Here is a 23774-nt window from a genome sequence, read left to right on the forward strand (position 1 = left end):
TTCCAGGCGGCTCAGCTCCCCAATCCCAGGAACACCCCCATCCGCTCAAGTTCCGCCTCGAGTGCACTACGGAACGCCGCATCACGCGGCGCCGCGCCATCGACATAGCCGAACTGCGATCGCAGCTCGCCGCCGGAAACGCTGAGGTTGGCCCAGCCGATCACCCGCTCACGCCACAACAGCGGCAGCGCGTAGTAACCGAGCTTGCGCTTGGCTGCCGGGGTGTACGCCTCGAACCGGTACGCCCAGCCCCAGAACTGCTCGAAACGTCGGCGGTCCCAGACCACCGGATCGAATGGCGTCAGCAGACGTACCGCATCGTCGGGCTTCCATCGTGCCGACGCCGGGCTTTCTTCGCTGGGCCAGTACCAGTCAACGCCATCGATGCGCGCGGTTGCCCATCGCTGCCGCGCGCGCTTCAGGGCCTCGGCACGCAGTCCCTGCCATTGCGGCACGCCACTGCGCAGGTAGCCCACCAGCTGCCCGAGACTGGCCGCCGGCAGGGGGGCGTACTTGCGGATCACGATGTCCAACAACGCATCCAGGCGTTCCTGGGCGATGGCTTCATCAACCCGCGTCGCGTCGCCTTCACGCAATGCATAGACACGCGTACCACTTTCGCGGCGGGCGATGCGCAACATGCCCCGGTAATGCATCCCATCGAGCAGTTCGGTGCTGGCCTTGGATGAACCACCAAACCAGTTGGTGGTTTTGCCATGCGCAAAGTGCGCATCCACTTCCTTCGGGTGCACCGCGCCGCGTTCGGCGATGAACTCGCGTACCGCATGCGCCTGTTTCAGACGTGCGGGCGTCCACACCAAACGCGCCTCGCGCGGATGCATCAGCGCATGGTGGGCACGCGGCAGAAAGCCGTAATTGACGAAGAAGTCCTCTTCCAGCGCCAGCTTCGGATAGCGCCGCTCTAGCTCGCCGGCCCGGTAGCCGGTGACGCGATGACGCAGGGTCAGATCCTGCGCACGGGCCGGCGCACGGATCGGGTCAGCCTGGACAAAGCCCAGCTTGCCGATCGCCTGCATCAGCGTGGTCGGCTTGAACAGCGTGCGGGCGATGGCGTAGCGGCGGAGCTGGTCGAGGGTGGGTGTCATGGGCCAATGATGCACAAAACCGTCACAGCACACCCACCCCGGCCAATCCGGGTCAGCGCTTGCCGTTAACCGCGTGGCAGTAGTACTCGGCCAGCGCGAAGTTCAGCGGGCGCTCGGCGGTCAGTTGCCATTCGGTTTCCAGCGCCTTGCTGCGGTAACGCAGCACCCGGTCGGTCACCCCACGCGCCTGCAACTGCGCCGGCAATGCTTTGCCCAGTTCGCTGCTGTCGGCGGCGTCATCGGCAATGATGCAGATCGCCGTATCCGCTGCGATGGGGGCCTCCGCCATCATCTCCTCGAAGTCCTCGACGCTGTCGTCGTCGTTGTCCAACTCATCGATGCCGGCGCCCTGTTCCGCCCACCGGTACTGCATCCGGCCGGGTTCGAACAGCATCACCATCAATGGCGCCACCTCGCCACTATCGGCGGCGCAGGTGGCGGGCAGCGGCTCACTAGGCACCGGGGTCAATCCGCCATCGGCCGAAACACGACGGATCGCGATGCTGCAGCTTCCGCCCTGGAAGTCGCGAATCATGTCGCCTTCGTAGTCCACGCCAGGCTCGGGGATGAAGCTTGTCTGGATTCCGCGCCCGCGGTTGCAGCTCCAGCCCGAGCCACTGGCGATATTGGCCTCTAGCAACACCCGCTGCCCCGGCACCAGCGGATGCTCGGCGTAGTACGGGTTGGCCAGCAACCGGTCCCGATCAGCGAGGTTGCGGGTGTGCTCGGTCTCCGGGATGCCGATGGACTCGTTGGGGCGCTTCTTGCCAACCAGGGTCTTGAAGCCGTGCGACAACGAACCGGACGCCTCGATCTCCTCGTCGTACTCGTCCTCGCAGCGTGCGTTGGTATACATCGTCAGCCCAACGCCGTTCTGGCCGAACAGGCGGATGCGCGCGGGGCGCTCGACCGTGGCGGCAGCGGCGCCGGGTTGTGCGATGGGATCTTCTGCTGCCGAAGCGGTCGTGCAGGTGAGGCCAGCCACAGCCAGCAGCAAGGTACGGGAATACATGGGTACGAACTCCATTTCGAATGATGTGTTTGAAGACCAGCCTGGGGAGGTGGCTTCCGTTTTGGAAGCGACCTCCGCATGCAAGAACCACTTCCTCCGCCGCACCCGCTGCAGCAACAACCCACGTACGTTCGCAGATTGTCCCTCGCCCGGTCTTCTGCGCCTTATGGCATTGCAGATGCGTCATCTGGAAGAGACCGCAGAATACGGAAATCAGTCCATTTCCATAAGGTGCGAAGGCACGCCGGCATCAACACCGGGGGGACGTATCAGGAATGTGGCCCCACCACCCCTGATGCGCTGCGTGTTGATCGACGCATCCTCAGCGCCTGTCCCCAGTGGCTCTGGACACGCTTCGACTTCCTTTGCGAAGCCAACACGCTACCCTGTCGCCCCCAGCACCACATCACTCGCCCGTCCCAGATGACCAGCTCCAACCACCGCGTCCAAGGCCTCAACAACGATGAGGTGCCTGCCGACTGGCCGGCCATCAGTGAGCGTGAGGTGGCTTGGCTGCGTGACCGCTTCACGCAACTGGAAGGTGCCGGCACGGTGCTTTGGCACAGCCCGCGCCCGATGTCGGCTGCGGCCATCGTTGAAGGCACTTCGGGCAAGATCTTCATCAAACGTCATCATCACAGCGTCCGCACGGCGGCCACGTTGGATGAGGAACATCGTTTCATCGGTCACTTGGCCAACAACGGCGTGCCGGTGGTTCAGGTACTGCAGGATCGCGACGGTGCTACCGCCGTCGAGCACGACAGCTGGACCTATGAGCTGCATGCCGTGGGCGACGGGCTGGACCTTTACCGCGATGCGCCTTCCTGGACGCCGGTCACCGACCTCATCCAGGCGCGCGAAGCCGGCAGCATGCTCGCCGTGCTGCATCAGGCATCGGAAAGCTACACCGCAGCACAACGCGACACCCATATCCTGGTCGCACGCGATGACCTGATCCGCGCTGCCAACCCCATCGCAAAGCTGGAACACGACCTGCCCGAGCGCCCGGCACTGGCCGACTACCTGGCACACAAACCGTGGCAGCAGGATCTTCGGCAAGCCGTGCTGCCGCTGCACAGCGGTCTGGCCGAACGCCTGCACACCGAGCCGCATCTGTGGGCGCACAACGATTGGCATGTCTCCAATCTTCTGTGGCGGCGCGACGGCGATGCGATGAAGGTCGCCACCGTGCTCGACTTCGGCCTGGCCTCGCCGACCAGCGCTTTGTTTGACCTGGCTACCGCCATCGAACGTAACGCGGTGGCATGGCTGGAGTTGGAACGCGGCATGGATGCGGTGCATATCGATACCGCACTGGCGTTGCTCGACGGCTACCGACAGATACGCCCACTCTCCGCCGCACAGGTGCATCTGCTGGCCGATCTGCTGCCGCTGGTGCATGTGGACTTTGCGCTGTCCGAAGTGGAGTACTTCCACGGCATTACCGGCTCGACTGCAAACGCGGACGTGGCCTATCACGACTTCCTGCTCGGGCACGCGCAATGGTTCCGCAGTGACGATGGCCAGACGCTGCTGGCCGCACTGCACGCCGCCGCCTGAGTCGGCACCTGAACACGGGCGGAGGGCAAAACCGTACCGTTTGTGGTCCAATACGCGCCTGAAGCGGGGGTGCCTGGTTTTTGCAGGCTGAGAGAGTCCCTTGGAACCTGATCCGGTTTGCACCGGCGTAGGGAGCTTTGAGCAGCAGGCACACCGCCGCCATGGCGTTGCGCGTGCGCGCCTTCGCTTCGTCTCCCCCATCAGCTGATGACGAAACGAATGAACCGCTGCTATCGAATCTCGCTGTTGACTGCTGCCCTGAGCGCGGCCCTGCCGCTGCACGCCAGCAACCCCGAAACCGCCGCCGCCGACCGCTCGCCCACCGAGCTGGCCGCCGTGCGCGTGCAGGCCGAGCAGCCGCATGCAAAGAACACCCAGTCCAACAGCTTCGGCGTGGGTGACTGGAAGAACACCCCCGCCTCGATCACCGTGCTGGACCGCGAGGTGCTCGACAGCCGTCACGTGCGCACGCTGTCCGAGCTGGCCTACAACGATGCTTCGCTGGGCGACAGCTACGCGCCGGTCGGCTATTACCAGAACATCGCCATCCGCGGCTTCGCGCTGGATACCGCCACCGGCTACCGCTTCAACGGCCTGACCATCGCCGGCGAACAACGCCTGGCGCTGGAGAACGTGCAGCAGGTGGAAATCCTCAAGGGCGAAGCCGGCCTGGCCGCTGGCGTAATCGCGCCGGGCGGCGTCATCAACTACGTCGGAAAGCGCCCAGCCGAAGTACGCAGCGTCACCCTCGGCACCGATTCGGAAGGCAGCCGTTACGCCGCCATCGACGTCGGCCACTGGGTCACCCCGCGCATCGGCCTGCGCTTCAACGCCGCGTGGGACGACAGCAATTCGTATATCGACAACGCCGATGGCCGCCGCAACTTCTATTCGCTGGCGACCGACTGGCTGATCGGCGAGCGCGGCAAGCTGGAAGTGGACGCCAACTACCAGACCAGCGCGCAGCGCTCGGCCTCGGGCTACCAGCTGCTGGGTGCCACCGTGCTGCCGCGCAACGTTGACCGCAAGAAGATGCTCGGCCACCAGGCGTGGCAGGAGCCGGTCGGCATCGATAGCACCAACATCACCGCGCTGCATACCTTCGACTTCAACAGCGCCTGGCAGTCGCGCGTGTCGGCCAGCTACAGCCGCTCGGTCATCGACGACAACGTCGCCTTCGCCTACGGCTGCTACTACGCCGCCGAGTGCGCTGACGGCAGCGTGCCGGGCAACTACTTCGCGCCCAATGGCGACTACGACATCTACGACTACCGCAGCCCGGACGACACCCGCCGCAACCAGCAGCTGCGCGCCGAGCTGCGCGGGCGCTTCAGCACCGGCGGCGTCGAGCACCAGCTGACCTTCGGTGCGGACTACTTCGACCGCACCGTCGACAAGCGCCGCAACGTCAACGAGTACGTCGGCACCGCCAATATCCACGACAAGCACGTGCCGCAGTTCGCGCCGTCACCGTTGCAACCGGGCCCTTCGGTGCGTCGCCTGGACAGCACACAGAAATCGCTGTTCCTGCTCGACCGCATGAGCTTCGCCGACGATTGGCAGCTGCTGGCCGGCGGCCGCTTCGTGCGGCTGGACGAGCGCGCGTTCGACAAGCGTGGCAATCCCGAGCGCAGCAGCCGGTTGTCGCGGTTCCTGCCGCAGGCCGCGTTGATCTGGAGCGCCAACGACGAACTGAATCTCTATGCCAGCTACGCGCAGGGCATTTCGCTCGGCCAGGAAGCGCCGTTCTGGACCACCAATGAAGGCACCTTCCTGCCGGCGGTGCGCTCACGCCAGCTGGAAGTGGGCGCCAAGTACACGCCATCGGATGCCCTGACGCTGGGCGCCGCCCTGTTCCGCATCAGCCAGCCATTCCAGTACGCCAAGCCCGACGACAGCGCCTACGGCTACACCTTCGTGCAGGAAGGCCAACAGAACCACATCGGCCTGGAACTGAGCGCGCAGGGCCATATCACCGAGCGCCTGCAACTGACCGCCAGCGCCAGTGCGTTGCGCGCGCGTGCACGCAACACCGGCACGCCGGCTTACGAAGGCCATCCGCTGATCAACGTGCCGAGCACGCGCGCCAGCCTGCATGCCGACTACGCACTGCCGTTCGTCTCCGGCCTGGGCATCACCGGCGGCTGGCGTTATGCGTCCTCCAACGTTGCCACCGCCGACGGCCGCGTGCGTGCACCGAGCTACAACGTCGCCGATGTGGGCCTGCGCTTCCAGCACCAGCTGCGCGAGCACGCGGTGAACTGGAACCTGTCGGTGGACAACGTGTTCAACCGCTTCTACTGGCGCGACACTGGCAGCAGCTCCGGTGATTACTACCTGTTCCCCGGCGCCCCGCGTCAGGCACGCCTGTCGGTCACCGTCGCGCTATGAACCCGGCGATCCTGGAATGGTCGGCAGTCGGCGCCAGCATCCTCGGCGTCTGGCTGATGGCGCAGCGGCGGATGCTGGCCTGGCCGGTGGGGCTGATCTCGGTCGGCCTGTACGCCTTCGTGTTTATCGAAGCGCGGCTGTACTCGGACACGCTGCTGCAATGCGCGTTCGCCGCCTTCCTGCTGTACGGCTGGATCAACTGGCAGCGGCAGGACCGGCCCGATGGTCGCGTCATCATCGTGCCGCTGGCCAATCACCTGCTGGCGCGTGACCTGGGCATCGGCATCGCGTTCGGCATCGCGCTCGGTGCGGCCATGCATAGCTGGACCAACGCCGCCCTGCCCTGGCTGGACGCCATGCTCGCCGCGCTCAGCCTGGTCGCCCAATGGTGGCAGGCACGCCGCCACACCGCCGCCTGGTGGCTGTGGATCGTGGTCGACGTGGTCTACATCGGCATGTATGCGGTGAAGTCGCTGCATGCGACGGCGGGCTTGTATCTGGTCTTCGTAGGCTTGGCCGCGATGGGCCTTCGTGCCTGGAAGAAGGAAGAAAACCGGGGTCAGAGTCGGGTTCTTACCCCAAGCCACTGACTCCCCGGATCGCCATTGCCCACTGAGCAAATCAGCCTCGTCTGCACAACGACAGCGAGGCTGACATGGCACGACAACCCAGAATCGATCTACCCGGCGTAGCCCAGCACGTCATCCAACGCGGCAACGACCGCCAGCCGTGTTTCTTCCGCGACATTGATCGCGTGCGCTATCTGCAAGACCTGCGCGAACTGACGCTAGCAGGACGCTGCCATGTGCACGCGTACGTACTGATGACCAACCACGTGCATCTATTGATCACGCCCGGCGTAACCGGGGCCATCAGCAAGGTGATGCAATCCCTTGGGCGGCGTTACGTTCGCTACATCAATGACGCTTACGGCCGAACCGGCACGCTATGGGAAGGCCGTTACAAGTCGCACCTCGTCGCTGATGACGACCATCTACTGCGTTGCTATCGCTACATCGAGCTCAACCCGGTTCGTGCGGGAATGGTTGCGCACGCGGCCGACTACCGCTGGTCGAGCTATCGCCGCAATGCCCTGGGCCAAGCTGATCCACTCGTTCGCCCGCACGATTGCTATCGCCGGTTAGGGATAACAGACACGGAACGGCTACCGGCGTATCGCGATTTGGTTCAACAAGCCTGCGAAGAAGATGCGGCACGTTTCAGCGATCATTTGCGGCATCAACATCCGATGGGGAATGACCGGTTTCGCGCAACCATCGAAGCGCAGTTGGGTCGCAAGCTCACGCCGGGAAAAGGTGGACGGCCCAAGAAGCGAAGGCCAGAGACTTAGAAACTCGACTCTGACCCCTGTCTTCAAGCCAATCGCCTCGCTGACCGACGCTTTCATAATCACAAAGAGGGACAGGACGAACCCGCTCCGAAGCTGGACCATGCCCCCTCCCTCCCTACAAACCGCAAATATCCCAACGCCATACTTCTCGCCGACGATCAAACACGACCTGGCGAATATCAGAGCTATTCCCATTACTCACGACACAGAAATACGCGCTATACCAACGGCGCACCATATCGCCATCTCGATCTGCGATTCCAGCCGCAATGTCAATCGAGTACTGCTTTCCAGGCAACAGGGAAGGAAATGGATTACCTCTCCCACCCAGATCATTCATACACTCTTTCGAAGACACCGTTGGAACCTCCCCATCGCCAGGAGGGTAGCTTTGCTGCCAGATGATTCGCTGAGCGCCGTCGATTCTCTGGTAGATCGACACATTGGTCACCGCGGGAGAAGTCTGTTTTAGTTCTGGCACGTCATTGGCCTTTACGCACAAAGACTCTCCGCTGCCAGTAACGACCGCCTTCTGGTACAGCTCCTTCGGTTGACCACATGCAGCCGTCGTCGAAATAGCGAACAGCGCCATCAACAAGAAATAACGCATATCACCTCCCGCTTTTTGCTGTGTTTGGCAAATTACTTACGCTACTGGGCGCTTCCAAGAAATCAGATAGCGTCGCTCGAATCATCCCTAAGAACAAAGGGTCAAACGAATAGCGCGCTTCATAGACGCTATCCTGCGCCAACCGAAATTCAGATAGAAAATAGTCAGCAATGATATTCCCTTGCGCCTCCATATTGTAATCGCATAATTTTTTATCTGGCGCCAGAGTATATTTATAACTCATATTTGGCCTAGGCCCTCTTACCAACTTAACGGGATAACCGAGCTGATACTGCCATACATGGGCCATTTCATGAATAAACCAAGCCTGAGTCTTGAAGTCCTCCAAGGAGTAGTCGTCCTTATACACCCCTTTTGGAAAATACATTTCACCATTCGGGGTCACCGCGGTCTCGCTGTCCTGAAGCCCAAAGAAAAGCCAATACCCATGGTTATGAACCTTAACCCTCGTATAGTCAATAGATTCGGCGAACACCAGCCTAGCCATCTCAATTTCATCATGAGTTAAATCACGCTCATGATGAGGTGCCTTCGCGACAACCACCGACGTTCCAAGGTAGCTACTAGTTGTAATCACTCCGTCCAGATCAAATATCTCGGCTTCGACGTCATCCTCTTGACCGGATACTAGGTCACCGCAACATCCCGCATTTTTCTCAAACTGCTTTAGTTCCACGCTTTTAATGGCAACCGGAGTAGCCGTCACCACGCGCTGCGTCAAGCCCTCATCGTCGGTCACACCTTCAATCACCTCGCCGTTCGCCAAGCGCAGAGCGTAACCTACCTTGCATAAACTGCCATTTGACTCTGTTACAAATCGAATCGCCTGATCATAACCGCCGCTGGATTTATTAATATTTGCAGATGCGGTCGCAGCAAGTGCGCCCAAGGCAGCGGCTGTGCTTGAGTTCGTGCCAGGCGAGCCTGCGCTATCCACATAAACATGATTCTGCCGAAAAGACATCAATCGGCACCCACAAGCGACTGCACCACCATTGATAGCCACCGGTTGGCCATCAATGATCATGGATGCATCGCCCTGTATGATCGGGAACACGCCCTTGTGCTGCGGGCAAGTGACCTTATCGTTCACCCGCGCGACTGGGATCCCATCTATATCCGTATGCGGCGAGCCGGTTATCACACGACCGCCGCCTGTAGTTGCGTCGCCAACAACAATCCAGTTCCTTGCCATATCTCTTACACTCCATATGTTTTCGGCTTCCCGCCAGTAACTAGATTACTGATATATCTTGATAGGTCGATCAGACTCAACCTAATTTCTTAGCGTGAACAGCACCGAGAGTCGCCCGTGCTGGCTGGGCACAGCTGACTAGCAATATCTAAGCCGCTGTGAATAGCAAAGGGCCAGGGTAGAAAACCTCTCTGGCTCATATTCTTCTCTAGTTAATTTCCACATCGACCTATCCCTGGCCGTATACCAACAACAGCAAAATTATCCGAAATGAGTCTCACCCAGTTAACCGGTACAAATAAGCCAATGCCAAGAAACTCGACTCTGACCCCTGTTTTCTCGCAGCCGCCGGCTGATGAGCAGGAACATCACCGTAAAGCTCAGCAGGTAGACACACAGCATGCCTACGAGAAGGGTGGCGATCATGGGGTGGTCGAGGTTGAAAGGCGCAGGTGCAGAACAACGCGGATGGCCGCCAGCATGGGCAGCGGAATCCGGAGCGGAGAAACCAAGTGGCGCGTATCGTACCCAATCACACCGTTAAACCGGCCCTCTCCGTAACGGAACATCGGAAACGCGAGAGATGGACCTGACTCTTACGATCATCCGGGTTGATGCAAGCACCCGAGTATCGTCGGATGCTTTCGCAGACATGGTGACCCGGCCTCGAGCCCGTACTAACTCAACCTACCCAACCGGAATATATCTCTCTCAAGTACCGCGAGCAGCGGACGTCCCATCGGCCACGCGCTTCCAAGAAAAGTGCGGCGACTTCCATTGTTGATCCAATGAGAGGATGCAACTCAGCATCCTCCTTTCCAACATCGCGCAATCCTACGAACTCATGAAATGCATGGTCCAAGTCGTTGGGCCCGTCGCCGTACTGAGTCCAATGCCGGCGGTGCAGCCCCGGCAGCAGCACTTGCTCGGGCACGAACAGCGCCCCGGGATCTAAACAAGACCGAATCGTCGCCTCCAACGCCCCGACATTGCCCAACAGCAAAGCGACGCCATGGGTCTTCCAATTCCCTGCATCGCGATACATGTACTCCAGCACCGAGTAACTCACGCTTTCTCTCATCCCATCAGCCACGAGAACCAACCAGCAGCGAGCCTGACCTGGACGCGTCCCACGCATTGAGATGGAAGATTCCAGTCAGCTCGCCTACCATCCCTCGAAAGGGGGAAAGTCTGAATGGCGAAAGCGATTTCTACCGCTATCCAAACGGCGAGCTGCATCCTTCGCACGGAGCGATATCGATGAGCTTCTGGTGGGTCAATCACAAGCAAACGCGTGCTCATGAGGTTCGCGGAGGCTATCTGTGGTCTCCGTACCGTAACGCGAATGGCGCTTTCAATCAGAGCTACGAGAACATGCGCCACGTGAAGGCTGGCGATATCGTGCTTTCCTACGGCTTCGGGCATATCGCGTATGTCGGTACGGTCACTGCTGCCGCGGTACCGGGACCAAAACCCGAAGAGTTTGGCAACGTAGGCGACAACTGGTCCGACGATGGCTGGCTAGTTGACGTGTACTTCGAGCAAGTGGCTCAGCCCTTGCGTCCTGTCGATCACCTGCAGCAAATAGCTCCACTGTTACCAGACAAGCATTCCCCAATCCAGAAAGCCACAGGGCATGGCAACCAAGGCTGCTACCTGGCCGCGATCAGCGATGCGTTGGGCCATCTTCTCCTCGCGCTTCTTAAGATCGATCCGAAGCCTTGGCTCCATCATCTCGTAAGCGAGCATGTGCCCGCACCAGAGCTCCTAGAAGATTTGCACGTGATCGAGCGTGATCCAAACGTCCCTGAGACACAGCGCCTGCACCTGGCCAAAGCACGCGTTGGCCAAGGCTTGTACCGAAAGCGTGTGATGCTTTTGGAGTCCGCTTGCCGCGTAACAGGCGTGGAAGATAGCCGGGTACTCATTGCGAGTCATATCAAGCCGTGGCGTGCGTCTAGCAACATCGAACGCCTCGATGGTCACAACGGCATTTTGCTGTCACCGCATGTGGACACTTTGTTCGACGACCACCTTATGACATTTGAAGACAACGGACGCATGCATTTTCACCGCTCACTTTCCCCTGAGGTCCTGGAGCGCTGGGGCATTAATCCGCACAAGAAGACTGATCAGTTCAGACCCGAACAAAAGTTCTTTCTTGGTCACCACCGTGCGATCTTCGGCGCAAAGATTGCTTAGCGAACCAACCTCAGCATCCCGAAAATCTTGCGCGGCGGCAATATTGAGAAAAATCACACAACCAAGATCACCATTGCATCTCTACGACGTAGTCTGGCCAAAATTTGGCATCCATAGAAAGAGGACAAGGAAATCCCATGGCATTCAAGCGCGTAACAAAGATTCCTCAGGCAACCAGCAGCCCTGAAAATCTAATATTCGACTTACCTAGACGAAAGATCCCGGGTGTACTCACGCATCAGTCTGAAGTAATGAGGGCTTATTATGAGACGTCAACTGAGAAGTCTGACGTCGCGCTACAGTTACCAACCGGGAGCGGAAAGACGCTAGTTGGAGCACTAATAGCCGAATGGATTCGCAGAAAGAAGGGAGAACGTGTTGTCTACTTAACCCCAACAAAGCAGCTTGTCAATCAAGTGGTAACTCAATGCGAGTCGCGATACGGTATTCAGGCAAATGGTTTCACGGGAGCAAAATCCGACTATTCACCCTCCAGTCGCTCCGAGTACAAAACCGCAGAAAAGATTGCCATTACCAACTACAGCAGCCTGTTCAACACTAATCCATTCTTCTGCGATGCGGATGTAATCATCATTGATGACTCACATGCTGCGGAAAACTATATTGCAAGCATGTGGTCCGTCTCACTATTAAAAGTTGATCACGATCACACGGCTTGTTTCAACTCCATTGTCAGCGCACTAAAACCGCATCTCGACGATGCCAGCAACTACAAACTTCGATCAAGTAGGGACGAAAATAATGGATGGATCGACAAAGTTCCCACCCCTTCTTTTATAAAATCTATAAACGAGATTCGCTCAATAATTGACGAGCACGCAACAACCGTAAAAAGCATTCGATACCCATGGTCCCTCATTCGAAGTAACCTCCATGCATGCCATCTATATTTAAACGAAAGCGAAATACTGATTCGACCATTGATACCACCCACATGGACTCACGAAGCATTCACCAATGCTCGCCAACGAATCTACATGTCTGCGACGCTTGGAAAAGGCGGTGATCTAGAGCGCCTATTTGGACGAAAGAAAATTCATCGCATATCGACACCAACAGGATGGGACAAACAAGGGGTTGGTCGCAGACTGTTCCTATTTCCTGGCATGAGCCTTGATGACAAAGAAGCAAGCAATCTTCGTTTGAGCATGATGCAGAGAGCTGGCAGAAGCCTCGTGCTAGTACCTAGCACAACAAACGGAGAAAGCATCCGAACTGAAATTGAAAGCAAAATTAGCTTTCGCACTTTGGATGCGGTCGATATCGAAGTCACAAAAGATCCATTCCTGAAAGAAAATCATGCTGTGGCAATCGTTGCAAATCGATATGACGGAATTGACTTTCCAGGGGACGAATGTCGTGTCACGTTTGTGGAGGGCCTTCCCACCGCAACGAACATGCAGGAAAAGTTTTTGATGTCCCGCATGGCCGCCAATGTTCTATTCAACGAAAGAGTACAAACGCGTGTCCTTCAAGCCATTGGACGATGCACAAGGTCACTCGAGGATTATTCCGCAGTTATTGTCAACGGCCTGGACCTTCAGGATTACCTTACTGACAAAAAACGCCGATCATATCTACACCCTGAGATCCAAGCAGAGCTCCAGTTTGGCATAGAGCAATCCATGGCCGCCAAGCCCAAAGACTTCCTGGATAATTTGAATATCTTTCTGGCGAACGATGAGGAATGGGAGTCTGCAAACCAAGACATATTGGATCTGAGAGACAGCTACACTCAAGATAACTTCCCTGCGATCACGGCACTTGAGTCAGCCGTACCCCATGAAATTGATTTCCAAAAAAGCATTTGGCAGGGCGATTTCGTTGATGCAATGGATGCGGCATCACGCGTACTAGGTCTGGTCGGTGGCGAGCACCTCAGGGGATATAGGGCACTTTGGAACTATCTTGCGGGTTCCGCGGCGAACCAAGCCTACCTGAACGGCCAGCTCGCAACGAATGAACGTTCAGACAAATACTTTACAGATGCCAAGAATGCAGCAGTAGGGCTACTTTGGCTAGTTCGACTCGCGACAGAGAAGGACAGCGCATCTGACAAGAATCCTGATCCAGAAGACATCATTCGAATGGAGCAGATTGAGAACATTGAGAACGTTTTCGAGAGGTACGGAACCACTCACGACAGAAGGTATGCTGCCCAGGAAAAGTTCATTCTGGAAGGTATAAACAGCATAGATCTATTTGAAACAGCGCACGTTCACCTCGGGGAGTTTCTCGGTTTCAATTCCAACAAGCGAGAGGCTGATGGCTCCCCAGATCCTTGGTGGAAAGTTGGAGAAATTTGCTTCGTCTTTGAAGACCACGCAGGGGCAAAACCAGATTCGCAACTGAGCGTTGAAAAGGCGAGACAGGCTGCAGATCACCCGCGCTGGATGAGATTGAATGTTGATAACATTAAAAGCTCGCTTATCTACCCAATATTGGTGTCACCCACCTCAAGAGCGTCCATCGGGGCGGAACCGCATCTAAAAGAGGTGTTCCTATGGCCCCTCGATGATTTTCGTCAATGGGCCACACAGGCACTTTCAACCATTAGGGAGATTCGAAAGACCTTTTCCTCCCCTGGCGACATTGCCTGGCGCGCGGAAGCAATATCAAAACTCAGAATGTCGGGACTTGATGCGCCGTCGATCAGACGCGACAGAACAGCAAGCTGCGCTGCCGACAGATTCACCTTCACAGGCTCCTAGATAATCACCAAACTTGATTAATAGGACCATATTGACTCCCCGTAGTCCAATGCTAGGCTGAAACAGAAATTTCCGGTTCGCGGTACCGGCACACTTGGCGGGCATCAGCCCGCCGAGGCTGTCGCGAGCATCTTGGCATTATAATCCGCCAGCCTCTGCCCTTGCCGTTCGCGTATTTCTCCGAGATTGCTGAGAACGTGCAGATTCTGTATGCCGCGTCGATAGCTGTGACACCTCTCCAACATTGCCTCATGCCCGTACCAACAACGAAAACTGGCGACGTAATTAGAGCGAAGAACGCCCCAAAGAGCACGCCACTGGATCACGTATTTCCAGTGCGCCGTTCAGCTAGCGACGAAGAAATACAGGATCAGAATAAAACTGCAAGGCCGACCACTACTCGGAAAGTGGAGGTGGGTGGGGGGGGGGGGGGATCGACCTCACCAGAATTTCTGTATCTATTTTCCGCGAAGCCTCAGCCTCTCTTCTGGTTCAGCATCCTGCCTCCACAAGTCCTTTATTAACGCGATCTCAGCATGAGACAGCAACTCCCTGCCAACCGCCTCCTCCAGCAATTGAATCTCCTTGAATATTATCTTCCGTCCCTCCACAGTGAATGGACCGAGGCCGACGGCACCGTTTCTCCTGACCGGCCAGCGAAAACTTGCTTGCGCTCTAAATAGCTGCAACCAGTCTCTGAAATCTAGATATGGCTGTAACCAGGCCTTTCCGTTCTTGACCATATTTTCGGTCGATTTATCCCGCCTAACAACGGTACAGGTCCAACACCCGAATCTTCCAGACGCGCACGGGGGAGCGAGTGGCGACTTGACCATTGGACATTCTTCGGTCGCGCCCCTATAGAGCTCCTCTAACGCGATTGAGTCAATCGATGAAGGAAGATCAATGAGTTGTGCCGCAGCCCAGACCATTTCAAGATTGAAATCCAGCACCGGCAGGAGGAGATCACGCTGAGCACCTTCGCGTTGAACCTGCCATATAGCCTCCTCACCTCCTCCCTTCGCCAAAGATCTGTCTCGCTGGCGACTTTCGCCATAGCGTAGACCAAGGACTACCGCAGCGTCACCTGGCGATGCCTTAATAAAGCGCTGAACTGGAAGCACCCTAAGACCTTTCGTGCACCAGCGGAATCGATTAGTTGGAGGTGCATATCCACGACCAACTACCCTAGCAAAGAATCCCTCTTTCAGCGGAGCCTTGAGAATTTCGATTCGCAAATTTGGAAAGATTACAGGAAGCTCCCTCTGCATTCCTTCCAGTGTTCGCTTTGCAAAGAAATCGAGCTCCGGATTCTCAACCCCGGTATCACAATAAATAACCGTAATACAATCATCTTCGCAACCAGACTCCCTAGATGCCGCGAGAAATACCTTCAAGGCAGCTGTCGAATCCTTCCCCCCCGAATATCCAATTATCCATGATCGATCTCTATTTTTCTTGATCTCTATCGCACACCTTGAAATCGCGTTACTGATCACTAGCCCTCTCCGGATCGGACATTCTCAACTTAACTTTTTTGACTAGATCAGGAAGGAATCGCCGAGCTATCACATTAATTTGCCCATCTACAAGCTCAAGATGTCGCGCGATTGATTTACGCCATAGCAGATAGCAAAGTACAACTGCAGCTGATGAGACATGCAGGACCAGCCCTCCCTTTCCGCCGAGCACAAGCCCCCCTCCTATAATCGATGCGGCTAGCGAAATCCAGATGCCGCAGTGCGTGCTCGTCACAAGAAGGCCGTTAAAGAATATCCCCTTACTCTTTATCTCGAGAGAATTGTCAGAGTCGACTAGCGCATAAAAATGAGGAGAGATTTCACTCCACGACCTACCGCGTAGTTCCGGGGCAGCTGAGATTAGACGATCTCTAATTCGATCATTTACGCCTCTAAATGCCCCCTCAGAAGCCCATTTACCCATCAATAGACCGTAAAGCCCCCCTACTATGTATCCACACAGGAGAAGCTTAGAAGCATCCATCTCCCAGAAACTGAACCTGCAATCCAATGCGAATTTGCACGTCAGATCAAAGTAAGCCAGGACCATTAGTCCTGGCGCCAGTGCTCGAAGTGATCTCAAGAGTGCGTATTCCATGATGCCCTCTACCTGTTTTCTATGAGGTACAGTCTAATCCGCAGCAGTCACGCGGGAAGCGACTTTTATGAGGCTTGGCAATACCACGACATACGGCAACGAAAAGGGCGGCCGATGGCCGCCCTTTTCCACGTCAATTAATTGACCAAATCAAACCCCAACAGGATTACTCTTCTCCGGATCAATCCCATACTGCTTGATAGCCCGGGCAACATCCTTCGCCGTCATCTTCCCGTCCTTCGCCAGCGCTGCGATTGCGGCATGCGCGATGTAATAACGGTCAACCTCGAAGAAGCGACGCAGGTTGGCGCGGGTGTCCGAGCGGCCGAAGCCATCGGTGCCCAATACCGAGTACGTGCCCGGCACGAACGCACGGATCTGGTCGGTGTAGGCGCGCACGTAATCCGTTGCGGCGATGACCGGGCCCTGGCGGCCTTCCAGCAGCTGGGTGACGTACGGCTTGCGCTGTTCGGCTTCCGGGTGCAGGCGATTCCAACGCTCGGCGTCGAAACCATCGCGACGCAGTTCGTTGAAGCTCGGGCAGCTCCAGATGTCGGCGGTGACGCCGAAATCCTTGTCCAGCAGTTCGGCCGCTGCAATGGCCTCGCGCAGGATGGTGCCGCTGCCCAGCAGCTGCACGCGCAGCTCGCCCTTCTTCGGCTTGCCGGCGTCGGTGAGCAGATACATGCCCTTGATGATGCCTTCGGCTGCGCCTGCCGGCATGGCCGGGTGGGCGTAGTTCTCGTTCATCAGGGTGATGTAGTAGTACTCGTCGATCTGGTCTTCCATCATGGCCTTGGTGCCGTGCTGGAGGATCACAGTGACTTCGTAGCCGAAGGTCGGGTCGTAGCTGCGCACGTTCGGGATGCCGCCAGCGACGATGTGGCTGAAGCCGTCTTCGTGCTGCAGGCCTTCGCCGTTGAGCGTGGTGCGGCCGGCGGTGCCGCCGAGCAGGAAGCCGCGGGTACGCATGTCCGCTGCCTGCCAGGCGATGTCACCGATGCGCTGGAAGCCGAACATCGAGTAGTAGATGTAGAACGGCAGCATCGGCACATTGCTGACCGAATAGCTGGTACCGGCCGCCATCCACGAGGACATGGCACCCGGCTCGCTGATGCCCTGCTGCAGCACCTGGCCGCTCTGGTCTTCGCGGTAGTACATCAGCTGGTCGGCATCGACCGGCTTGTACTTCTGGCCGTACGGGGCGTAGATGCCGATCTGGCGGAACAGGCCTTCCATGCCGAAGGTGCGCGCTTCGTCGGCGACGATCGGCACCAGGCGCGGGCCCAGCTCCTTGTCACGCAGGCTGATGTTCAGCGTCTGCACGAAGGCCATGGTGGTGGAGTACGTACGCTCGCCCGATTCCTTGAGCAGACGCTCGTAGGTTTCCAGCTTCGGTGCGATGAAGGACTTGTCGGCCTTCTGGCGACGCTGCGGCAGGTAGCCACCCAGCGAAGCGCGACGCTCCTGCAGGTACTTCACTTCCGGCGAATCCGGGCCCGGGTGGTAGAACGGCACCTGACCGTCCTTGAGCTGCTCGTCGGTGACCGGGATGTTGAAGCGGTCGCGGAAATGGCGGACCGACTCGTCGTCCAGCTTCTTGGTCTGGTGGGTCGGGTTCAGTGCCTCACCGGCGCTGCCCATGCCGTAGCCCTTGACCGTCTTGGCCAGGATCACGGTCGGCATGCCCTTGGTGTTCACGGCCTGGTGGTAGGCGGCGTACACCTTGTGCGGATCGTGGCCACCACGGTTAAGGCGCCAGATGTCGTCGTCGGACAGGCCGGCGACCATCGCAGCGGTTTCCGGGTACTTGCCGAAGAAATGCTCGCGCGTATACGCGCCGCCGAAGGCCTTGCAGTTCTGGTATTCGCCGTCGACGGTTTCCATCATCAGCTTCTTCAGGACGCCGTTGGTGTCCTTGGCCAGCAGGGCATCCCAGTAACCGCCCCACAGCAGCTTGATGACATTCCAGCCGCCACCACGGAACACGCCTTCCAGTTCCTGGATGATCTTGCCGTTGCCGCGCACCGGGCCGTCCAGGCGCTGCAGGTTGCAGTTGACCACGAAGATCAGGTTGTCCAGGCCTTCGCGGCCGGCCAGCGCGATGGCGCCGAGGGTTTCCGGCTCGTCCGACTCGCCGTCACCGATGAAGCACCACACCTTGCGGTCGGACTTCTCGATCAAGCCACGGTTTTCCAGGTAACGCAGGAACTGCGCCTGGTAGATGGCGGCCAGCGGGCCCAGGCCCATCGACACGGTCGGGGTCTGCCAGTAATCGGGCATCAGCCACGGGTGCGGATACGACGACAGACCGCCGCCGTCCACTTCCATGCGGAACTTGTCCAGCTGCTGCTCGTCGATGCGGCCTTCCAGGAAGGAACGCGCATAGATGCCCGGGGCGCTGTGGCCCTGGATGAAGAGCAGGTCGCCCGGATGGGTGTCGCTCGGGGCGCGCCAGAAGTGGTTGAAGCCCACGTCGTACAGCGTTGCGCCAGAGGCGAACGAAGCGATGTGGCCGCCCAGGTCACCCGGCTTGCGGTTGGCACGCACCACGGTCGCCATCGCGTTCCAGCGGATGATCGAGCGGATGCGCCATTCCAGCTCGGCGTTGCCGGGGCTCTTGGCCTCCAGCTGCGGCTCGATGGTATTGACGTATTCGGTGGTGGGCGAGAACGGCAGAAACGCGCCCGAACGACGGGTCAGTTCAACCATGCCTTCCAGCAACTGATGTGCGCGCTCGGGGCCCTCGACATCGATAACGGCCTTCAACGACTCGATCCACTCCTGGGTTTCCAGGGGGTTCGGGTCGTTGTTCAGCACTTCATTCAACCAGTTCATTGGCGCTCCCAGTTACTGCACGCACGCGCGCGCTTGTCGTTATTTTGAGCCGCAAAGTGTAGCGCACCCGGCCCCTTGCAAAGCTGGCTACGCATACGTATGGAGGCTTAAAAGCCAGTGTCTGCAAGACAGTTGCGACAAGCCTTGCGCGGCAATCAGGACATTGCGGGACAGTCCGTATCGCATTTCGACCAATGACAGCCTGCCTTGCCTTGATGACCGGCCAGCGACGCCCTCGCTGCGGGCGCAGATCCGGCGGGGAGCAGTGCCGGTTGTGGAATCTGAACGAATTGGGTGTCCAGCAGAACTGACCATTGGCAATCCCAGAGTTTTAGATATATCTTTTTTCACCACGAATCGATATATCTAAAAGCCATGAAGAGCCATCACTTCTCCCATCTGCACCACATCCCGCCCTCAGCCCAGCCGCTGGGCGGCCGCCACTTCCATCGCGGCCACCACGGCAGCGCAGAGGCCGGTGCCGAAAACCTTCACCCGCCGCATCGCGGCCCGTACGGCCGTGCCCATGGCAGCCACAAAGGACATGAAGGCCCGCACCATCGCGGCCCGCGCATGCATGCCGGACACAGTGGACCAGGTGGCTTCGGCCCGCACGGTGGTCACGGGCACGGCGGCCATGGCGAACATGGCCACGGCGGTCATCCGGGTCACCGCGGTGGTGGCGGCCGGGGGCGCGGCGGTGACGGCGGCTCGCGCCGCCCGCTGGAACGCGGCGACCTGCGCCTGCTGCTGCTGGCGCTGATCGAACAACAGCCGCGCCATGGCTACGAACTGATCCAGCTGATCGGCGAGCTGTTTGAGGGTGCCTACGTGCCCAGCCCCGGCGTGGTCTACCCGACCCTGTCGCTGCTGGAAGACATGGGCCTGATCGCCGCCGAGGAAGAAGGTGGCCGCAAGCGCTACGCCATCACCGACGCCGGCCGCGAGCAGGCCAACACCGACCGCGCCACCATCGAAGCTGCGCAGGAGCGCACCCGCGACAGCGCGCGGCGCGTACGCAAGGCGGCAATCCCGGCGCCGGTGCGCGAGGCCATGGAACAGCTCAAAGGCACGCTGGTCCGCCGCCAGCACAGCTGGACCGAGGAAGAAGCCGCGCGCGTGGCGCAACTCATCGCGCAGGCCGTTGCCGGGATCGATCCTGACAACACACCGGCCTGAGCCGGCCAGCCGCAAACACCATCGGGGCCGTTGGCTCCGGTGGTCACTCATACAACCGCACTGCCCAGGATTGCCGATGCCCTCGCACGAAACCCAATTGATCCGCCTCACGCTCCGCTTCCGCCAGTTGCAGGTACTGCGCAGCGAGCGGCTGACTCCGAACATGCAGCGCATCGTGGTTGGTGGCGATGCGCTGGAAGGCTTCGACAGCCGCTCGCCGGATGACCACGTCAAGCTGTTTTTCCCCAATGCCGAAGGCGCGTTCGTGCTGCCGGAACTGACCGAACACGGCCCGCGCTACCCGGAAGGCCTGGCGCCCTCGCCTGCCCGCGACTACACCCCGCGTCATTACGACGCTGCTGCCGGCGAACTGGTGCTGGACTTCGTGCTGCACGGCGACGGCCCGGCCACCAGTTGGGCGGCCAATGCCAAAGAGGGTGATGCGTTGGTGGTGGCCGGCCCGCGTGGCTCGCATGTGGTGGCCGATGATTTCGACGTCTACGTGCTGATTGGCGATGAAACCGCATTGCCTGCCATTGCCCGCAGGCTTGAGGAACTGCCGGAAGGCGCGGTGGCCGAAGTATTCATCGAAATTCCCGAGGAAGGCGACCGTCAGCCGCTGGAAAGCGCGGCGCAGGTGACGGTGTCGTGGTTCGAGCGCAATGGCTTTGATGCGGCGAGCAGCACGTTATTGGAAGACGCGCTGGTGGACTTCGAACAACCCGATGGCGATGCGCACTACTGGATTGCCACCGAATCGCACCGCGCGCGCATGATGCGCAAGTTCGTTGAAGGCCATTTGCAGGTGCCGAAGGAGTGGATCCGCGCCACCGGTTACTGGAAGGCGGACCCGAACGAGGTGGAATAGCGCATTCGTTGTGCGTTTCCGGAGGTGGTGACGGAACGCTGGTGACATCACCGGCCGATGTGTGATTGCCGGGGTTGCGCTGCATCGCAGCCTTCGGCGCTGCGGTAATGAAATTTGAACGGCCCGCGATTGTGCGGGCCGTTTTTTTATGCGGCGTTGTGATCAGCGCGGGCGGTCGTCGTGCATTGGCGATGCAAGGCTTCATTCGTGGGCGTGCAATGCCGGTTGGCTGTGCGGCCTGACGAGCCATCCGCTTCGCGGCCAAGACCGCTCCTACGAAGGGCCGTACTGACAACGTCGGCGTGGCCTTGGCTGCGAAGCCAGTACTGGCCCGGCCGCACAGGAAATGCAATTGCGCACCACATGTACAGCGGCCACATGATCCGTTTGGCGACTGACACCACGCCGACAGGCCTGGCGTTATGCTCTGCCCCCGCCAACCCCGGCTGTCTGCGATGCAATCTTCCATGAGCCACTTCAATGTCCGCACGCTGTGCCTTGTTGCCACTGCTTCCCTGGCCGCCCTCGGCCTGAGTGGCTGCCTGACCACCCCCGGCCCGACCACTCCGGGCGACGGCCGCTGCAACGATACGCAGCTGCAATGGGCCATAGGCAAGGTCAACGACGAGCCCACCGTGCGCAAGCTCAAGCAGGAAAGCGGCGCGGGCCTGCTGAACCCGATCGGCCCCGCCACCATCGTCTCGCGCGACCACCGCGAAGACCGTCTGCGTGTGTTCGTGGATGCCAACAATGTGATCACTGCGGTGCGCTGCGAATAAGGCATTGGCTTCTGTGGGGTGAGTTGGCTCACGGCTTGCCCTCACCCCAACCCCTCTCCCAAAGGGAGAGGGGCTTTAGCAAGGCCTGGCGTTTCCTTCTCCCTTGCGGAAACGCTTGAGCGCGGCATCGCCCTCCCTTCTCCCGTTGGGAGAAGGTGCCCGCAGGGCGGATGAGGGTCCGGGCGAAGCCTGCTGCATCTCTGCAAACCAGAGCTTTGCACCGGCCCTCACCCCTCTCCCGAAGAGAGGGGCTCTTGCAAAGCGAAGCGCTTTGAACACAACACGACAAAGGCCCGCCATTTCTGGCGGGCCTTTGTTTTTTTACTGCCAATGCGCCGTTGCCGGCGCGGCTCGATTACTCGGCCTTGGCTTCGCCTTCAGCCTTCGGCACCAGGGCTTCGGTGGTGATGCGCACCTTGACGTCGTCGCCGACGTTCGGAACGTAGGCGCCCATGCCGAAATCGCTGCGCTTCAGCGTGGTGGTGGCGTCGAAGCCGACGGCCGGCACCTTGGCCATCGGGTGCTCGCCGGCACCGTTGACGGTCACGTCCAGCACGACCGGCTTGGTCACGCCCTTGACGGTCAGATCGCCGGTCACGGTCAGCTTGTTGGTGCCGGCCGCTTCCACCTTGGTGCTCTTGAAGGTGGCGGTCGGGAATTTGGCGGCGTCGAAGAAATCGGCGCTGTTGAGGTGCTCGTCGAACTTGGCGGTGAAGCTGTTCAGGCCCGACAGCGGCAGGGTCACTTCCACGGTCGACTTGGTCACGTCGGCGGCGTCGTACACCAGGGTGCCATCGACATTGCCGAAGTGCGCGGTCGGGTTGGAGAAGCCCAGGTGGTTCCACTGCACCAGCACGTCGGTGTGGGTCGGGTCGAGCTTGTAGGTGCCGGCGGCAACCTGGATGGCAGCGGCTTCCGGAGCAGCCGGGGCAGCGGCAGCGGCGTCGGCCGGAGCAGCGGTTTCAGCCGGGGCAGCGGCCGGAGCGGCAGCCTGGTCGGCCGGCTTGGAGCAGGCGGTGATAGCGGCGGCCAGCGCCAGCGGGAGCAGCAGCTTGGACAGATTGGACATGGGACTCTCCTTGAGGATTGAGATAGGGAAGGCAGGCAGTTTCAACAAACCCGGCGTTGCCCGATGTGAGGGACGTCGCCGGCGGTGCACTTACTCGATACGCGCGGCTTCGTCGAAAGACAGACGCGGCAGGCGCGGGAAAACACCGGCGGGATCGCCATAGCCCAGATTGACGAGGAAATTGGACTTGACGGCGGTGCCGGCGAAGAACGCTTCATCCACCTTGGCCGCGTCGAAACCGGACATGGGGCCGGCATCCAGGCCCAGCGTGCGCGCGGCCAGGATCAGGTAGGCGCCCTGCAGGGTGCCGTTGCGGAAGGCTGCCTCGTGGCGGCCTTCGCGCGGGCCGTCGAACCAGGACTTGGCATCGGCGTGCGGGAACAGGTACGGCAGCTTCTCGTGGAAATCCTGGTCGAAACCGATGATCACCGTGACCGGCGCGGCCAGGGTCTTGGCCAGGTTGCCCTCGGACAGGGCCGGTGCCAGCTTCTGCTTGGCTTCGGCCGATTTGACGAACACGAAGCGGGCCGGACTCGAGTTGGCCGAGGTCGGCGCCCATTTCAGCAGGTCATACAGGGCACGCAACTGGCTGTCCTCGACCGGACGGTCCTGGAACGCGTTCTGGGTGCGGGCGGTGCGGAACAGCTGGTCAAGCGCGGCATCGGTGAAGATGTCGGACATGGAAACTCCGTGGTGAATTGGCTACGGTCGTGGCATTACGCGGGAAAGCCCCGGACAATGAC

At 59.4% G+C, this 23774-nt stretch carries 18 protein-coding genes and 1 riboswitch; of the genes, 9 read left to right on the top strand and 9 right to left on the bottom strand.

The genetic code is table 11. The features are described 5' to 3' along the window. Positions 1–11: 11 nt before the first annotated feature. Positions 12–1106, bottom strand: coding sequence for a crosslink repair DNA glycosylase YcaQ family protein (locus tag LR961_RS16055; protein WP_232150941.1), 1095 nt, complete (start codon positions 1104–1106; stop codon positions 12–14). Positions 1107–1158: 52 nt separating this feature from the next. Next, positions 1159–2118 carry a hypothetical protein gene (locus LR961_RS16060; RefSeq protein WP_232150942.1) on the bottom strand — a complete coding sequence of 320 codons (960 nt, stop codon included), beginning with the start codon at positions 2116–2118 and terminating at the stop codon, positions 1159–1161. A 423-nt stretch (positions 2119–2541) separates the two neighbouring features. Between LR961_RS16060 and LR961_RS16065 the strand changes: the two genes are divergently transcribed. The 4 genes from LR961_RS16065 (at position 2542) to LR961_RS16080 (ending at position 7420) form a co-directional block, all read left to right on the top strand. Continuing rightward, entirely contained in the window at positions 2542–3678 is a 1137-nt protein-coding gene (locus LR961_RS16065) for a phosphotransferase (protein WP_232150943.1), read from the top strand. 55 nt (positions 3679–3733) lie between these two features. Beyond that, positions 3734–3829, top strand: a riboswitch (TPP riboswitch). A gap of 68 nt (positions 3830–3897) precedes the next feature. Next, positions 3898–6069 carry a TonB-dependent siderophore receptor gene (locus tag LR961_RS16070; RefSeq protein WP_232151174.1) on the top strand — a complete coding sequence of 724 codons (2172 nt, stop codon included), beginning with the start codon at positions 3898–3900 and terminating at the stop codon, positions 6067–6069. Further along, positions 6066–6659 carry a nicotinamide riboside transporter PnuC gene (gene pnuC / locus LR961_RS16075; RefSeq protein ID WP_232150944.1) on the top strand — a complete coding sequence of 198 codons (594 nt, stop codon included), beginning with the start codon at positions 6066–6068 and terminating at the stop codon, positions 6657–6659. The genes LR961_RS16070 and pnuC overlap by 4 nt, the downstream gene beginning before the upstream one ends. A gap of 65 nt (positions 6660–6724) precedes the next feature. Further along, positions 6725–7420 carry a transposase gene (locus LR961_RS16080; RefSeq protein WP_232150945.1) on the top strand — a complete coding sequence of 232 codons (696 nt, stop codon included), beginning with the start codon at positions 6725–6727 and terminating at the stop codon, positions 7418–7420. Positions 7421–7535: 115 nt separating this feature from the next. Here the strand turns inward: LR961_RS16080 and LR961_RS16085 are convergent, their stop codons facing one another. From LR961_RS16085 to LR961_RS16095, 3 genes are all read right to left on the bottom strand, one after another. After that, positions 7536–8030 (bottom strand): hypothetical protein, encoded by a 495-nt coding sequence (locus LR961_RS16085; RefSeq protein ID WP_232150946.1) that lies wholly within the window; start codon positions 8028–8030, stop codon positions 7536–7538. Position 8031: 1 nt separating this feature from the next. Continuing rightward, positions 8032–9246 (bottom strand): PAAR domain-containing protein, encoded by a 1215-nt coding sequence (locus tag LR961_RS16090; protein ID WP_232150947.1) that lies wholly within the window; start codon positions 9244–9246, stop codon positions 8032–8034. A gap of 682 nt (positions 9247–9928) precedes the next feature. Next, on the bottom strand, positions 9929–10315 hold the full coding sequence (locus LR961_RS16095; protein WP_232150948.1) for a hypothetical protein: 387 nt from the start codon (positions 10313–10315) through the stop codon (positions 9929–9931). A 191-nt stretch (positions 10316–10506) separates the two neighbouring features. Here LR961_RS16095 and LR961_RS16100 point away from each other — a divergent pair, with 191 nt between their 5' ends. Further along, positions 10507–11448 (top strand): HNH endonuclease signature motif containing protein, encoded by a 942-nt coding sequence (locus tag LR961_RS16100; RefSeq protein ID WP_232150949.1) that lies wholly within the window; start codon positions 10507–10509, stop codon positions 11446–11448. A 137-nt stretch (positions 11449–11585) separates the two neighbouring features. Further along, on the top strand, positions 11586–14180 hold the full coding sequence (locus LR961_RS16105) for a DEAD/DEAH box helicase (RefSeq protein ID WP_232150950.1): 2595 nt from the start codon (positions 11586–11588) through the stop codon (positions 14178–14180). A gap of 458 nt (positions 14181–14638) precedes the next feature. On the opposite strand, the gene LR961_RS16110 is transcribed toward LR961_RS16105, so the two are convergent. After that, entirely contained in the window at positions 14639–15679 is a 1041-nt protein-coding gene (locus LR961_RS16110) for a phosphoadenosine phosphosulfate reductase family protein (protein WP_232150951.1), read from the bottom strand. A gap of 769 nt (positions 15680–16448) precedes the next feature. Further along, positions 16449–19136: a pyruvate dehydrogenase (acetyl-transferring), homodimeric type gene (aceE, locus tag LR961_RS16115; RefSeq protein WP_232150952.1), complete on the bottom strand. Its 2688-nt coding sequence runs from the start codon at positions 19134–19136 to the stop codon at positions 16449–16451. A gap of 375 nt (positions 19137–19511) precedes the next feature. On the opposite strand from aceE, the gene LR961_RS16120 reads away from it, so the two are divergent. The 3 genes from LR961_RS16120 (at position 19512) to LR961_RS16130 (ending at position 21962) form a co-directional block, all read left to right on the top strand. Then, complete coding sequence (locus tag LR961_RS16120; protein ID WP_232150953.1) at positions 19512–20315, top strand: PadR family transcriptional regulator; 804 nt, start codon at positions 19512–19514, stop codon at positions 20313–20315. A 76-nt stretch (positions 20316–20391) separates the two neighbouring features. Then, positions 20392–21183: a siderophore-interacting protein gene (locus tag LR961_RS16125; protein WP_232150954.1), complete on the top strand. Its 792-nt coding sequence runs from the start codon at positions 20392–20394 to the stop codon at positions 21181–21183. A 467-nt stretch (positions 21184–21650) separates the two neighbouring features. Next, on the top strand, positions 21651–21962 hold the full coding sequence (locus LR961_RS16130) for a hypothetical protein (protein ID WP_232150955.1): 312 nt from the start codon (positions 21651–21653) through the stop codon (positions 21960–21962). A 355-nt stretch (positions 21963–22317) separates the two neighbouring features. On the opposite strand, the gene LR961_RS16135 is transcribed toward LR961_RS16130, so the two are convergent. Both LR961_RS16135 and LR961_RS16140 read right to left on the bottom strand, forming a co-directional pair. Beyond that, positions 22318–23031, bottom strand: a complete 714-nt coding sequence (locus tag LR961_RS16135; protein WP_232150956.1) for a YceI family protein — start codon at positions 23029–23031, stop codon at positions 22318–22320. Between the two features lie 90 nt (positions 23032–23121). Continuing rightward, positions 23122–23712, bottom strand: a complete 591-nt coding sequence (locus LR961_RS16140; RefSeq protein ID WP_232150957.1) for a malonic semialdehyde reductase — start codon at positions 23710–23712, stop codon at positions 23122–23124. Positions 23713–23774 lie beyond the last annotated feature (62 nt).

The organism is Stenotrophomonas sp. SY1 (assembly GCF_021202945.1).
Taxonomy (GTDB): Bacteria; Pseudomonadota; Gammaproteobacteria; order Xanthomonadales; family Xanthomonadaceae; genus Stenotrophomonas.